Source organism: Thalassospira sp. MCCC 1A02898 (assembly GCF_001618185.1).
Lineage (GTDB): Bacteria > Pseudomonadota > Alphaproteobacteria > Rhodospirillales > Thalassospiraceae > Thalassospira > Thalassospira tepidiphila.
The window spans coordinates 180,757-194,512 of sequence record NZ_LPXK01000010.1 but is presented as its reverse complement, the minus strand read 5'-3'; the positions used below and the strand labels follow the sequence as shown (position 1 = coordinate 194,512).

The window sequence follows — 13,756 nt, the reverse complement described above, 5'->3', positions numbered from 1 at the left end:
AGAAAACAAAGAAGGGCGGGTGCCAGATGGCTCCCGCCCTTTTTCTGTCCTGGTATCTGCTCGGCTTACAGCTTGCGATACATCACCAATGCATCGGTTTCGCCCAATGTCGGGTGCATGAAGGCACCGGGCAGGCGACCGACAATCTCAAACCCAAGCGTCGGCCACAGATGTACCGCGGCGGCGTTACTGGCGATGACGAAATTGAACTGCATCGCGCGGTATCCAAGCTCCTTGGCACGGACCAGCGAATCTTCGCACATGCGCCGCGCAATGCCCCGGCCACTTGCCGCAGGGGATGTCATGTAGCCGCAATTACAAACATGCGATCCTCCGCCGCCCTGATTTTGGCGGATGTAATAGGTGCCAACAATCTTGCCTTCTTCCTCGGCAACAAGTGTGACCTTGTCCATTCCCATCCAATAGGCAATGACGTCGTCATCACTCATATTGCTATCAATGGCATAGGTATCCCCGGCCCGAAGGATGGGGGCGACAATATCAAGAATGGCTGGAACATCTTGTTCGGTGGCGGGGCGAATTTGCATGGGGTGCTCGTCTTGGCGTGATGGTCAATCGGCTCGGCCGAACTCAGGAGGGCGCGTGTGGCTTACTATCGCCGCCTGTCAGGGTTTCTTCAAGGATTTCGGGATCGACTTCAAACGGAAGGTTGGCGCGCCCCGTCAATGCCTTTGCCAGTTCGTTGCGATACCGTTCGCGCGGGATTTCTTCGACCCCGAACTGTTTAAGGTGATCATTGACGAACTGCGTATCAAGCAGGCTGTAGCCCCCCTGACGCATCAGCGCGACCAGATGGACGAGGGCGACTTTCGACGCATTGGTCGCGCGTGAAAACATGCTTTCACCAAAGAACGCCTTGCCCAGGCTGACACCGTACAAGCCACCAACCAGCTCGCCGTCTTTCCATGCCTCGATCGAATGCGCGCAGCCCATCTTGTGAAGCGCACAATATGCATCAAGGATGTTGCTGTTAATCCAGGTGTCGTCGCGGGTATCGGTGGGCTCCGCACAGGCGCGGATGACCTCGGGAAAGGCCCGGTCGACATGGATCTTATAGGTGCCCTTGCGCACAGCCTTGCGCAGGCTGCGCGGGACATGAAACCCGTCAAGCGGCAAGACGCCGCGCCACTCCGGATCAATCCAGTACAGGGTTGGATCATCATGGCTTTCGGCCATTGGAAACAGGCCGACGGAATAGGCGCGGATCAAAAGATCAGGGGTCAGCTGGTTTGACATGATCGCAGTGATAATTGCTTTGGTCCTGTTTTTCTGGTGGTTGTTTACATATGAGTGACCCGGTCGCATGCGACAAGGTTGTTACCATTTCCAGTTTGAACCGGTCCCTTATAATAGGGAAGCGCGATTAAATTTTTGATTTAAATCTCAAACGAAAAACGGGAACCCGAAGGTTCCCGTTTGAAATTGGCTTAGGCGCTGATCACAGCGTTTTATTCATGCCCATGAACTTTTCCAGCCAGTGGATGTCATAATCCCCTTTCTGGATGTCCGGGTTGGCAAGAAGCGTCTGATGTAGCGGAATGGTGGTTTTGATGCCGCCAATCGCATATTCAGCCAGTGCACGACGCAGACGCATCATGCATTCTTCACGGTCGCGACCATGAACAATCAGCTTTGCGATCATGCTGTCGTAATAAGGCGGGATCGAATAACCGGTGTAAATACCGCTATCGACACGAACGCCCAGACCGCCAGGTGCATGATATTCCTTGATCTTGCCCGGTGACGGGACAAAGGTCTGCGGGTCTTCGGCGTTGATGCGGCATTCAATGGCGTGACCATGAATTTCAAGGTCTTCCTGCTTGAATGACAGCTCAAGACCAGCTGCAACGCGGATCTGTTCGCGCACAAGGTCAACACCGGAAATCATTTCGGTGACCGGGTGTTCCACCTGAAGGCGGGTGTTCATTTCGATGAAATAGAACTCACCATTTTCATAGAGGAACTCGATGGTGCCGGCATTGCGATAGCCCATGCCGATCATGGCATTGGCAACCGTGGAACCGATCCGTTCGCGTTCTTCCGGCGTCAGGGTCGGAGACGGGGCTTCTTCAAGCACCTTCTGGTGACGGCGCTGCAAAGAGCAATCGCGTTCAAACAGGTGAACGGCGTTGCCGTGCGTATCCCCGATGACCTGCAATTCGATGTGGCGCGGTTTGCCAAGGTACTTTTCCATGTAAACGGCAGCATTGCCAAAGTTCTGCAATGCTTCCTTACGGGTCATGGAAAATGCTTCGGCAAGATCTTCTTCGCGCTCGACCACTTTCATGCCACGACCGCCGCCGCCGCCTGATGCTTTGATCAGGACCGGGAAGCCGATCTCTTTGGCGCATTTGCGGGCTTCATCAACGCTGGTGATTTCACCATCGGATCCCGGAACACACGGAATGCCAAGCTTTTCGGCCGTCTGCTTTGCCGTGATCTTGTCACCCATCATGCGGATATGTTCCGGCGTCGGGCCGATGAAGGCAAAGCCGTGCTCTTCGACCATGGAGGCGAAATCGGCGTTTTCCGACAGGAAGCCATAGCCCGGATGGATGGCCTCAGCGCCGGTGATTTCAGCAGCCGAAAGAATGGCCGGAATATTCAGATAGCTGTCTTTGGATGCTGCCGGGCCGATGCAGACCGATTCGTCGGCCAGACGCACATGCATGGCGTCCGCATCAGCAGTGGAATGCACCGCGACAGTTTTGATGCCCATTTCGCGGCAGGCGCGCTGAATTCGAAGCGCGATTTCGCCACGGTTGGCAATCAGGATTTTGTCGAACATGCGGTTGATACCCCGGCTTATTCAATAATGACTAGCGGTTCGTCATATTCGACCGGATGGCCGTCGTTCGCGATAATCTGGGTGATCTTGCCAGATTTTGGTGCGCGGATCGGATTGAAGGTCTTCATCGCTTCGATCAGCATCAGGGTCTGGCCTTCGGTAATGCTTGCGCCGATCGAGATGAACGGAGCCGCACCTGGTTCCGGTGCAAAATAGACAACGCCGACCATCGGCGATTTAACCGCACCCGGATGGGAGGCGGCATCAGACGGCGCCGCAACAGCCGGCGCGGACGCAGCCGGAGCAGCCGGAGCAGCAGCAACCATGGTGCCCTGACGGGCGACGCGAATACGGTTGTCACCTGCGGCAACTTCAATTTCGGTCAGATTGGTGTCGTCCAGCAGCTCGGCGAGCTGGCGAATGGCGTCATTGTCGATGTTGAACTTGCTCATTTCGATATCTTTATGATGGTGTGTGGATCAATCCGCGCATGGCATCCAGGGCGTTCTTGGTGCTCCGGGAGCCAAAGCCGTAGATCATGCCGTTTGCAGCTTTCGAGACGTTTAAATCGTGTCTGAATGCATTCCGCTTTTGAATATTGGACAGATGAATCCCGAATTTCGCCATGAACAATGCGGCGAAAGCTTCAAGGATCGCAACCGATGTGTGCGTATATGCCTTAGCATTGCCAAGAATGCCAGAGTCTTCTTGTCGGTTTTGCCTAAAACCAGTCAACTCGTTCACTTCCATTCTTGCTTCGAAGCATCCATCGCGCATCAGTCCGCAGGGTGTCTCGACCGTTCAGGAATGCCCGAACCGCGAAGCAATCCGCTTCTGAATGCCCAACATTTGGAGTTGCGTTTATAACACGACCAAAGTCTGACGCAACTTTGCATTGGCCTTTGCAACGCGGCCCTGATGCTTCCGGGGTGCATGATTGGCCAGCAAGGCGAGCTTGCCGGGTCATCAACACCAAAAAGCGATGCAAGACGGCTTGCTTCGGGCGAGCGTGCTGCGCATACTGCGCGGCAATTGTGAATAATTTGATACCACATGGATGAAACGGAAAGATGCGTCTTACGATCAACGGTGAAGACCGCACCATCGAAAATGCTGGAAACGTTGCCGAACTTCTTGGCGAGCTTGGAATCGCCCAGACCAAGGTCGCGGTCGAACGCAATCTGGAAATCGTTCCCAAAACAGCCTATGGCGAAACCCGGCTGGCCGATGGCGACAAACTTGAAATCGTGCATTTTATCGGCGGTGGGTCACATGAAGCAGGCCTTGCCGCGGCGGACGATGACGGTTTCATTGTTGCAGGCAAGAAATTCTCGTCCCGTTTGCTGGTTGGGACCGGCAAGTACAAGGATTTTGAGGAAACCAAAATTGCGATCGAGGCATCCGGTGCCGAAATTGTCACGGTTGCCGTGCGCCGTGTGAACCTGACCGACCCGAACCAGCCGATGCTGGTCGATTATGTCGATCCGAAAAAATACACCTATCTGCCCAATACGGCCGGTTGTTTTACCGCCGATGATGCTGTGCGCACCTTGCGTTTGGCACGCGAAGCAGGCGGCTGGAACCTGGTGAAACTCGAAGTGCTGGGCGATCAGGCAACGCTGTATCCCAATATGCCCGAAACGCTTAAGGCGGCCGAAGCCCTGATCAAGGATGGCTTTGATGTCATGGTGTATTGCAGTGACGATCCCATTCAGGCCAAGATGCTTGAAGATATGGGCTGCTGCGCGATCATGCCGTTGGGCTCACTGATCGGTTCTGGCATGGGGATTTTGAACCCGGTCAATATCGCGCTGATCAAGGAAAACGCCAATGTGCCGGTTCTGGTTGATGCAGGCGTTGGCACCGCATCGGACGCCGCAGTTGCCATGGAACTGGGCTGCGACGGTGTCTTGATGAATACCGCAATCGCCGGGGCAAAAGACCCGATCCGTATGGCGCGCGCCATGAAACATGCCATCATTGCCGGGCGAGAATCCTTCCTGGCCGGTCGCATGCCCAAAAAGAAATATGCCGATCCGTCCTCGCCACTGGCGGGGATTATCTAGGCGATATCCTTGCGATAAGCTGTAATGCAAAAGGCCGTTTCGATGATGAAACGGCCTTTTGCTTTTTCATTAAGACGGCGAAACAACAAAACTGCACATGTTGGCGTTTTGTGTTTGGTCAGGTGGTCTTGATCAGGATGCGTCTTTCAGTCCGGCATCGACCAGCGCGTTCACACGCTCCATATCTGCGCCCGAAACCAGCGTGCCATTGATCAGGAAGGCCGGGGTGCCGGAAATGCCGACGGCGCGCGCCATGCTCGAATACTGTGCCAGCATGCCGGTGATTTCAGGCGCCTTCATGTCTTCAAGCATCTGTTCAACGTCGATGCCAACACCAGCGGCCAGTTCATTGATCCGTTCCTGATCAAGCAGGCCACGGTTGGTCATGAAGGCTTCGTGCGCTTCCATGTATTTGTCCTGTTTGTCGGCGGCGAGTGCGGCACGAGCGGCGAGGGTGCTTTCCTCGCTCAGGATCGGGAATTCGACAAAGATGGTGCGAACCTTGCCATCACTGTTTTCGGCAATTTCCTTCACGCCATCAAAGGCGCGCTTGCAATAACCGCAGTGGTAATCAAAAAACTCTATCACGGTCACTGGCGCATCAACCGGCCCGACCGAGGGAACGGAACTGTCGGCAACCAGCGCATCCCAGACAGGGGTGATGGCCGCAGCCTGCTGGCGGGACTGCTCTGCGGCCTGCCAGGATTGGACATTCTGGATCGCGCGCAAAAGAACATCCGGGTTATCAAGAAGGTATTGTTCAATAACGCCTTCGATTTCGGTTTTCTGTTCAGCGCTCAGGCTATCCTGTGCGAAAGCAGCCTGTGCGCCAAACAGCATGCCGATACCAAGTGCCGTGCCAGCAAGAAAGCGTTTTGCGATATGGGAGTTCATTGGACGTCCTTTTGTCTCTGGCCAGTGTGTAATGCTGTGGTCCTGACCCTGATGAAATGTAATGGTTTTTGATACGTGATCTCGTTGCTAACGTGAAAGTAAAATATGCGTTAGATGTATCACACTATTCTGTGCGGCGATTTGATCATCGCCCGAAACAATGCCAATCCATACAAGGCGCACCTCGTCGGCCTGGGCATCCGGCCAATATCGACGATAAAGCGTCGCCAGATCAAAATACTCGCGGTGCCATTCACCGTACCGCACTTCATATTGGCCAACAGCGATACGGACTTCCTGATCCATCGTTGGTTTTCCGGATCCAAGATCACTTTCCGTCCAGCTTCCCTGTGCCTGTCGTCGGAAGCCAAGCACCAGTTCAACATCCCCGACTTGGGCCGCACTGTTGAATTGCCAGTCAAACGACAAAAACGGCGAGGCCAGCACGATCACATTTGTCCGCCGACCGATTTCAAAGGTCCCCATGCCGGGGCGCACGGCAAGGGCGATACGTCCGTCCTTGTCCTCCCAACCAAGCGGGGCAGATGATACGTCAGGCTTTTGACTGACCTGCCAATAGCGCGGCGGGTTGGACAGTGAAAAAGGCGCATACAGAAGTTTCAGGTCACCACTGACATCCACACCAGCACCGGGCAGGCTGCAACTTGCCATGCCGAGAGAGCCCAGCACGACCATTACAGACGCCAAAACCCTTCTGGATGTGACGGCGCGCGCGGCCCGTGGCTTGGTACGCAGTGCGGTCGAAGACGTCAATTGGCGGCGTCCTTGCCCGGTACGCCATCAGGATTGGTCGCCTGAAGAATGTCCTGCGCACGAACCCATGTGGCCGTGCCCTTTTCAAGCTTACGGTCGGCTTGCACAGCATGATAGCTCGCGGCTTGCCGGTCACCGGTCAAAAGGCTGTATTCGGCCTGTGACAGGGATGCTTCGCCTTCATTGCCAAGGCGGTTTTCGACAATGGCGCGGAACCGCCATGCCGATGCATTACCGCGTTCGCGCGATAATACCCCGATCAGGTTTTCCTTGGCCGGGGCCAGATACGCCTCATCGCCGGTTTCGATCATTGCATGCGCCAGAAGAAGTCGGATCAGCGGCGCACCGTTTGAAAGTTCGGCCGACTTTTGCAGCGGTGGGATGGCATCGCGCGCACGCCCGAATTCCAGAAGAATCTGGCCTTTCAGTTCTTCGAAATAGGGATTGGATGGTTCCTCGGCGATCAGGCCTTCGATAATCTCAAGTGCGGGCTCAAGCTGTGAATCCCGGTAATAGGCGATCGAGCGGGCATAGCGCGCGGCAATGCTCGTATCGCTTTCGGGATAGGTGCGCATCGTATTTTGAATATGGTTGGTAAAGGCAAACAGTTTGGCACGCATGCGGGCATGGCGCTCATACAGATCGGTGCTAACCTTTGCATCCTTGAGCGACGAGTTGGACACATAATTTTCAAGGAAATCGACACGTTCGACGGTCAACGGGTGGCTGCGCAGATACGGGTCCTGGCTTGCCGTGCTCAGCAGTTCCTGACCTTCAAGCGTCTGCATGAATTCCAGCATCCCGCGCGAAGAAATGCCTGCCTCTGTTAAATACTTCACACCGGCCTGATCGGCACTGCTTTCCTGGGTCCGCGAATAGGCAAGGAAGTTACGGGTGGCCACGTTCTGGCCGCCCAGAATGGCGGCAGTACCGACATCAGATCGGCCGGCAGCCACACCGGCGGCAACACCGGCAATTGTGGAAAGAATCGAAATCGCAGACGCATTGCGCAACTGGTCATGAACGCGTGAAAGATGGCCACCGGAGATGTGGCCGGTCTCGTGGGCAACAACGCCGATAACCTGTTCGGGAGTCTCTGCTTTTAACAACAGCCCAGTATTGATAAAAAGCTTTTGGCCCCCGGCAACAAATGCGTTCAAGCTGTTGTCGGAAACGATATAAATGGACACGCCATTCGGATCGAGGCCCGCTGCCCTGAAAATGGGCGTGGCATACATCCGGAGGGTTTCCTCGATCTCTGTATCGCGGATAAAAGAACGACCCTGCGCGAAAACCGTGCTAGGCAGGGCAACAAGGAAAATGGCAGTGAGAGTAATAATGCGTCTGAGCAAAATGTGCGTTCCATATTTTCGTTCGACTGATGTCGGTTCCGTGCCGACGCGCAAGCCATCATGGCGGATCGCGGTCGCAATCGCAATGACTGCCGGTCTTGCCGCATGTAGTGCTAATGAAACAGAAAATCTTGGTCAAATAGGGGCAGTGTCCGGTTATTTCGGTGGTGTGGTCGCTGATGAGCCACGTGCCGTCCGGAATGCGCGGGATGTTTTGTCTGCCGGTGGGACGGCTGCGGACGCTGCTGTGGCGCTTTACGCCACAATGACCGTGACCAAGCCATCCGTTGCCGGAATTGGCGGTGGCGGGGTTTGTGTTGTGCATGATCGCGCGACGAAAAAGGTCGAAGTCCTTGATTTCTGGCCACGTCCGGGCACACGGACCGGTTCCGATCAGACGCCAACCACCATCCCGACTGTTCCGCGCGGCCTTTATGCGTTGAGCGCACGTTATGGCCGTTTGCAGTGGGGCTCGCTGATCAGTGCGGCCGAACAATATGCCCGCCTTGGCGTGCCGGTATCGCGTTCGCTGGTCAAGGATATCGAGGCAAACCGTGCCCGGATTGAGGCCAGCCCGGCATTGCGCGCGACCTTTATGCCAGATGGCAAGATGCTTGAAGTCGGTGACCGTATCCGTGCGGTTAATCTGGCAGCCCTTCTGACGTCACTGCGCGTCAAGGGACCGGGCGAGTTTTATAGCGGTGCGTTGGGGGCTGATATCGCCAATGCCGTCACCGCAGCGGGCGGTACATTGACAGCTGATGACATGCGCACCTATCGCCCGCAGTGGAAAACCGCGACCGAGGTCAAGGTTGGCAATGAAACGCTTTATCTGGCCTATCCGCCGCGATCCAATTCTGGTGCTTCGGTCATCACCGAGGGCGGTGAACTTGCCGATATCCTGAACCGTTATCTGGCGGATATCGCATCGGGTTCTGAAGCCGCACAGGCCAATGCCGGACGTAGTGGCTTTGTTGTTGTGGATCGTGCCGCCAATGCGGTTGCCTGTGTCACCACCATGAACAAGCCGTTTGGTGCGGGGCTTGGTGCGGATGCGTTTGGCCTTAATCTGGCTGCGGGGGATGCAAACATGATTTCAACCCCGCTGATGGGGCCGGCATTGATGGTGAACCCGTTTGTCTGGGAATACTATTACGGCATTGCTGGCACGGGCACGCCGGCCGGTGCGACCAAACAGATCGCCACCATGGCCGAAGACCTGATTGGTACTGGTGCTGCATCGGGTATTTCGATGAATTCCGACGGGGCGTCTTCGGTCAATGTCATCAAGTGCCTTGAAGGCACGCCACCTCATCCGGAAAGCTGCCAGTTCCTTGCCGACCCGGCAGGCGGCGGCATGGCCGGAACCCGATAATCATAGACCACCCAACAGGGCAGGGGACATCCTGCCCTGTTGCTCTTAAACACATGTCAGGACCCCACAAATGGCATTGAAGCAATCCCTTCGTGGTGCAATTTCGCCCTTTATCGTGATGGATGTGATGCGTGCGGCCAATGCACGCGAAAAGGAAGGCAAGGCTGTCTTTCATCTTGAAGTCGGCCAACCCGGAACCCCGGCACCGCGCAAGGTGCGCGAAGCTGCTGCTAAGGCGCTTGAGTCTGATTTGATCGGCTATACCAACGCCATGGGCATTGATCCGCTGCGCGAAGCCATCGCCGGGCATTACAAAACCAAGTTTGGCGTTTCGGTCGATCCGGCGCGGGTTTGTGTTGCCAGTGGCTCTTCATCGATCTTTGTGCTGGCGTTTTTGGCGGCCTTCGACGCCGGTGATCGTGTTGCGATGGCAGCCCCCGGTTACCCGGCCTATCACAACATTCTAAGTGCGCTGGGTATTGATACGATCAACCTGCCCGCCGGGCCGGAAACCCATTATCAGCCGACGGTTCAGATGCTGCGTGATCTGGATGAACCGGTTGATGGCCTGATCGTTGCCAGCCCGTCCAATCCGGCTGGCAGCATGATTGATGTTGAAACCTATCGCGAACTGGCAACCTATTGCCGCGAAAACGGTATTCGCCTGATCAGTGACGAGATCTATCAGGGGATTTCGTTTGGCGATGTGGCCGAATGCACCGCGCTTGAATTCGGTGATGAAGCCATCATCATCAACAGTTTCTCGAAATACTTTTCCATGACCGGATGGCGTCTGGGTTGGGCGATTGTCCCGCCCGATCTGATGCGCGCTGTGGAATGCCTGCAGCAGAACCTGTTCATCTCGGCCCCGGCGTTGTCACAGTTGGCGGCGGTGGCGGCCTTCGATTGCGAGGATGAGCTGCAAGCCAACATCTCGGCCTATGCGCGCAATCGTGAAATCCTGCTGGATGGATTGCCGAAGGCGGGCTTCACCAAATTTGCCCCGGCGGATGGTGCGTTTTACCTCTATGCCGATGTGCGCGACCTGACCAATGACAGCGAAGCGTTCTGCAAGCAGATGCTTGAAGAAACCGGCGTTGCCACGACACCGGGGACGGATTTCGACCGCATGCGCGGCAAGGGCTATGTGCGCTTCTCGTTCGCTCATAGCGAAGACACCATGGTCGGTGCGGTCAAGGCGCTTCAGAACTGGAAACGCTGATCGTTCATTAAATCACCACGAAAAAAGGGCTGCCCGATGGGCAGCCCTTTTTGTTTGTTCAGATGCCCGGTCTTAACGACCGAGGCTCCACCAGCCGCGTTTCTTCGGCTTCGGTTTTTCGTCTTTTGCTGGCGCAGGCGCCGGTTCAGCTTTTTCAGCCTTGGCAGGCTCAGCGGCTTTCGGCTCGGCCGGTTTTTCTACAGGCTTCTCGGCAGGTTTTTCTGCCGATTTTTCGACCGGGGCTTCTGCCTTTGGCGTTTCTTTCTCCGGTGCCGGTGCGCTGACTTCTGCCGGGGTAGATGCCGGTGCGCTTGCGGCTTCCGGTTTTGCTTCCGCCTGGGTTTCAGGCTTTGCTTCCGGGGCCGGGCCCGACTGGATCGGGATGTTTTTCACATCACCACGATCTTCATCACCGTCAGTGCGATCAGAACGGCTGTTGCGATCACGACGGTTGCGGCGATTGTCATTGCGATCACGACGCGGACGGGCCGGGGCCGGGGCAGTGGTGCTGCGCGTACGACCGGCGCGAACGCCTTCCTGATCAAAGCTGTCGGCATCCTGACCTTCGCTGTCGGCGTCGATCACGGTGTTTTCATCCGCGCCGTCCGGTGCTTCATGGTCACGATTGCGGCGTGCCGCCGTCAGGGCCGGATCATCTGCCGGTGAACGGGTGCGGTTGCCATCAAAGTCCTGACGACGCGAACGACGGCGACCACCACGCTTGCCACGACGGCGGCGCTTGCGATTGCTTTCGTCATCATCGTCATCATTATTGTTGCCATCTGCATTATCAGATGCGCCATCGCTGTCGTCTGATGCTTCCTGCGGCTGATCATTGTTGCGATCATCGCGGTCATCATTACGGCCACGGCGACGACGACGGCGACGACGGCGCTTGCCGCCCTGATCGTCGTCTTCGTTGCGTTCGATTTCGTCTTCTTCTTCTTCGAGATCAACCGGGTTTTCAATCGCGGTCAGCGACACACTGTCGGTATTGAGAACCGCAGAAACCTCTTCGACCTCGTCACCTTTTTTCGCGCGCGTACGCTCGATACGGTGATCAGGTGAAATCAGGCTGTCATCGCCAAAGATCATGACGCTGAAGCCATAACGGTTTTCGATCTCGCCAAGTGAGTCACGTTTGCGGTTCAGGATATAAAGCGCAACTTCACTGGCAACATGGACGGTCAGCGCGCCGGAACGGCGACGCATGCCTTCTTCCTCGATCACGCGCAGCAGATGAAGGGCTGCACTTTCAATCGAACGGACAAGGCCGACACCACGGCAATGGGTGCAAACTTCAAACGCGCTTTCGACCAGCGACGGGCGCAGGCGCTGACGCGACATTTCAAGCAGGCCAAACGGGCTGATACGGCCGATCTGAAGACGTGCACGGTCGTTGCGCATCGCTTCCTTAAGCTTGCGCTCGACAGATGCCTGATTGCGGTGGTCTTCCATGTCGATAAAATCGACAACGATCAGACCGGCAAGGTCACGCAGGCGCAGCTGGCGTGCGAGTTCTTCGGCCGCTTCAAGGTTGGTCTTGTAAGCGGTTTCTTCGATGTTGCGTTCGCGGGTCGAACGGCCCGAGTTAACGTCAACCGCGACCAGTGCCTCGGTCGGGTTGATAACCAGATAACCACCGGATTTAAGCTGTACGACCGGGTTGAGCATCGCATCAAGCTGGCTTTCCACCTGGAAACGGTGGAACAGCGGCACGCCCTGATCCTTGTAGGGCTGCACGCGCTTGGCATGCGACGGCATCAGCATCTTCATGAAGTCTTTGGCAACCCGGTAACCATCGTCACCTTCGACCAGAACTTCATCAACATCACGTGCATAAAGGTCACGGATGGAACGCTTGATAAGGTCGGCTTCTTCGTAAATCAGGCACGGAGCCTGGCTCTGAAGGGTGGTTTCGCGGATACGATCCCACAGACGCATCAGATAATCGAAGTCGCGTTTGATTTCGGCTTTGGTCCGTTCGGAACCAGCGGTACGAACGATCACCGCCATGCCATCCGGAATCTCAAGCTCGGCCAGAATGGATTTCAGGCGCTTGCGATCCTTGGCATTGGTGATCTTGCGCGAAATACCGCCACCACGCGGGGTGTTTGGCATCAGAACGCAATAACGGCCGGCCAGCGACAGGAAGGTCGAAAGAGCCGCACCCTTGTTACCGCGTTCTTCCTTGACGACCTGAACCAGAATGATCTGGCGGCGTTTGATCACTTCCTGAATTTTGTAGCGTTTCTGAAGCTGACGGCTGTGTGATTCAACGAACTCGTCGCCATCGTCATCGCCGCCCATATCCTCGATGTCTTCTTCAACATCGGCGGTCGCGTCAAGCGCGGTTACTTCGTTGGCCTCGTCATCGACATCAACTTCAAGCTCGGCGATTTCCGCAGACATCGCGGCATTACCACCGGTCGGGGTGTCGTCACCGTCCGAACCGTTGTCATCGTTGCCATCAGAGGATGCTTCTGCGTCCGTGCCAGATGCTTCGACATCATCGCTTTTCTTGCGACGATTGCGCGGGCGACGGCGACGCGGCTTGGCTTCTTCTTCCTCGCCAGAACCGGCATTGTCGGTTGCGGCATCTGACGGGGCAGCGGCCTCGGCCGATGCGGCGGCGTCGGTGTTTTCTGCCTCGGGCGTGTCGGAAGCTTCGTCCTTGCTCTGGGCGCGCGGTTTGCGGCGCGAGCGGGAACGCGACGGTTTCTTGTCTTTTTTCGGGCTGTCTTCGGTATCGCCGATATTGTCTTCGACGATTTCGGCGTCCTTGACCTGTGTGTTGCTCTGCTGGGCAAGAGCTTCACGGTCGGCAACCGGAATTTGATAATAGTCGGAATGGATTTCGCTGAACGCAAGGAAACCATGACGGTTTCCGCCATAGTCAACAAAGGCCGCCTGAAGCGACGGTTCTACCCGCGTGACTTTCGCGAGATAGATATTACCCTTGATTTGCTTTTTTGTCGAAGTTTCGACGTCGTATTCTTCTAGGCGATTTCCGTGAATAACAACGACGCGGCTTTCTTCCGCGTGCGTTGCATCGATAAGCATACGTTTGACCATTCGGAACCTGTTCCTGGAGGCCCCGCCAGTTCAATGCTATGGGCGCAATTGCGCTGATATGCAAACAAACCGGCGTGTCCGGAGGCGCCAACCATAAAGGTCGCGATATGTCCTGTATGTATCTGGGTCATCGCGTGTCGGCTGCTCTTCCGGTTGGACCTGGTTTTGGTGTTGAAACAAAAAGAATTA

The 13,756-nt window shown here is 56.0% G+C and carries 12 protein-coding genes; 3 read left to right on the top strand and 9 right to left on the bottom strand.

Features of this window, described 5'->3' with window-relative positions:
- Positions 1 to 65 precede the first annotated feature (65 nt).
- The 5 genes from AUQ41_RS10025 to AUQ41_RS10005 all read right to left on the bottom strand — a co-directional run bounded on the left by AUQ41_RS10025 (position 66) and on the right by AUQ41_RS10005 (position 3,559).
- Complete coding sequence (locus AUQ41_RS10025) at positions 66 to 548, bottom strand: GNAT family N-acetyltransferase (protein ID WP_063088314.1); 483 nt, start codon at positions 546 to 548, stop codon at positions 66 to 68.
- 43 nt (positions 549 to 591) lie between these two features.
- Positions 592 to 1,257: a leucyl/phenylalanyl-tRNA--protein transferase gene (gene aat / locus AUQ41_RS10020; RefSeq protein ID WP_008890610.1), complete on the bottom strand. Its 666-nt coding sequence runs from the start codon at positions 1,255 to 1,257 to the stop codon at positions 592 to 594.
- A gap of 202 nt (positions 1,258 to 1,459) precedes the next feature.
- The gene (gene accC, locus AUQ41_RS10015; RefSeq protein WP_008890611.1) at positions 1,460 to 2,809 is read right to left on the bottom strand and encodes an acetyl-CoA carboxylase biotin carboxylase subunit; all 1,350 of its coding nucleotides are present in this window, start codon (positions 2,807 to 2,809) and stop codon (positions 1,460 to 1,462) included.
- A 17-nt stretch (positions 2,810 to 2,826) separates the two neighbouring features.
- A complete protein-coding gene (locus tag AUQ41_RS10010; RefSeq protein ID WP_063088313.1) occupies positions 2,827 to 3,261 on the bottom strand; it encodes an acetyl-CoA carboxylase biotin carboxyl carrier protein subunit in 435 nt (144 codons plus the stop codon).
- 10 nt (positions 3,262 to 3,271) lie between these two features.
- Positions 3,272 to 3,559, bottom strand: coding sequence for a type II 3-dehydroquinate dehydratase (locus AUQ41_RS10005; protein ID WP_063088312.1), 288 nt, complete (start codon positions 3,557 to 3,559; stop codon positions 3,272 to 3,274).
- Between the two features lie 320 nt (positions 3,560 to 3,879).
- Here AUQ41_RS10005 and thiS point away from each other — a divergent pair, with 320 nt between their 5' ends.
- Positions 3,880 to 4,875: a sulfur carrier protein ThiS gene (gene thiS, locus AUQ41_RS10000; RefSeq protein ID WP_063088311.1), complete on the top strand. Its 996-nt coding sequence runs from the start codon at positions 3,880 to 3,882 to the stop codon at positions 4,873 to 4,875.
- Positions 4,876 to 5,007: 132 nt separating this feature from the next.
- Here the strand turns inward: thiS and AUQ41_RS09995 are convergent, their stop codons facing one another.
- The 3 genes from AUQ41_RS09995 to AUQ41_RS09985 all read right to left on the bottom strand — a co-directional run bounded on the left by AUQ41_RS09995 (position 5,008) and on the right by AUQ41_RS09985 (position 7,895).
- Positions 5,008 to 5,769 (bottom strand): DsbA family protein, encoded by a 762-nt coding sequence (locus tag AUQ41_RS09995; protein ID WP_063088310.1) that lies wholly within the window; start codon positions 5,767 to 5,769, stop codon positions 5,008 to 5,010.
- Between the two features lie 87 nt (positions 5,770 to 5,856).
- Positions 5,857 to 6,543 carry a hypothetical protein gene (locus AUQ41_RS09990; RefSeq protein ID WP_232308360.1) on the bottom strand — a complete coding sequence of 229 codons (687 nt, stop codon included), beginning with the start codon at positions 6,541 to 6,543 and terminating at the stop codon, positions 5,857 to 5,859.
- Complete coding sequence (locus tag AUQ41_RS09985) at positions 6,540 to 7,895, bottom strand: M48 family metalloprotease (protein WP_336232954.1); 1,356 nt, start codon at positions 7,893 to 7,895, stop codon at positions 6,540 to 6,542. Before AUQ41_RS09985 ends, AUQ41_RS09990 begins: the two co-directional genes overlap by 4 nt.
- Between AUQ41_RS09985 and AUQ41_RS09980 the strand changes: the two genes are divergently transcribed.
- Positions 7,882 to 9,270, top strand: a complete 1,389-nt coding sequence (locus AUQ41_RS09980; protein ID WP_063088307.1) for a gamma-glutamyltransferase — start codon at positions 7,882 to 7,884, stop codon at positions 9,268 to 9,270. The genes AUQ41_RS09985 and AUQ41_RS09980 overlap by 14 nt on opposite strands.
- A gap of 70 nt (positions 9,271 to 9,340) precedes the next feature.
- Positions 9,341 to 10,492, top strand: coding sequence for a pyridoxal phosphate-dependent aminotransferase (locus AUQ41_RS09975; RefSeq protein ID WP_063088306.1), 1,152 nt, complete (start codon positions 9,341 to 9,343; stop codon positions 10,490 to 10,492).
- A gap of 72 nt (positions 10,493 to 10,564) precedes the next feature.
- Here the strand turns inward: AUQ41_RS09975 and AUQ41_RS09970 are convergent, their stop codons facing one another.
- A complete protein-coding gene (locus tag AUQ41_RS09970) occupies positions 10,565 to 13,567 on the bottom strand; it encodes a ribonuclease E/G (RefSeq protein ID WP_063088305.1) in 3,003 nt (1,000 codons plus the stop codon).
- Positions 13,568 to 13,756 lie beyond the last annotated feature (189 nt).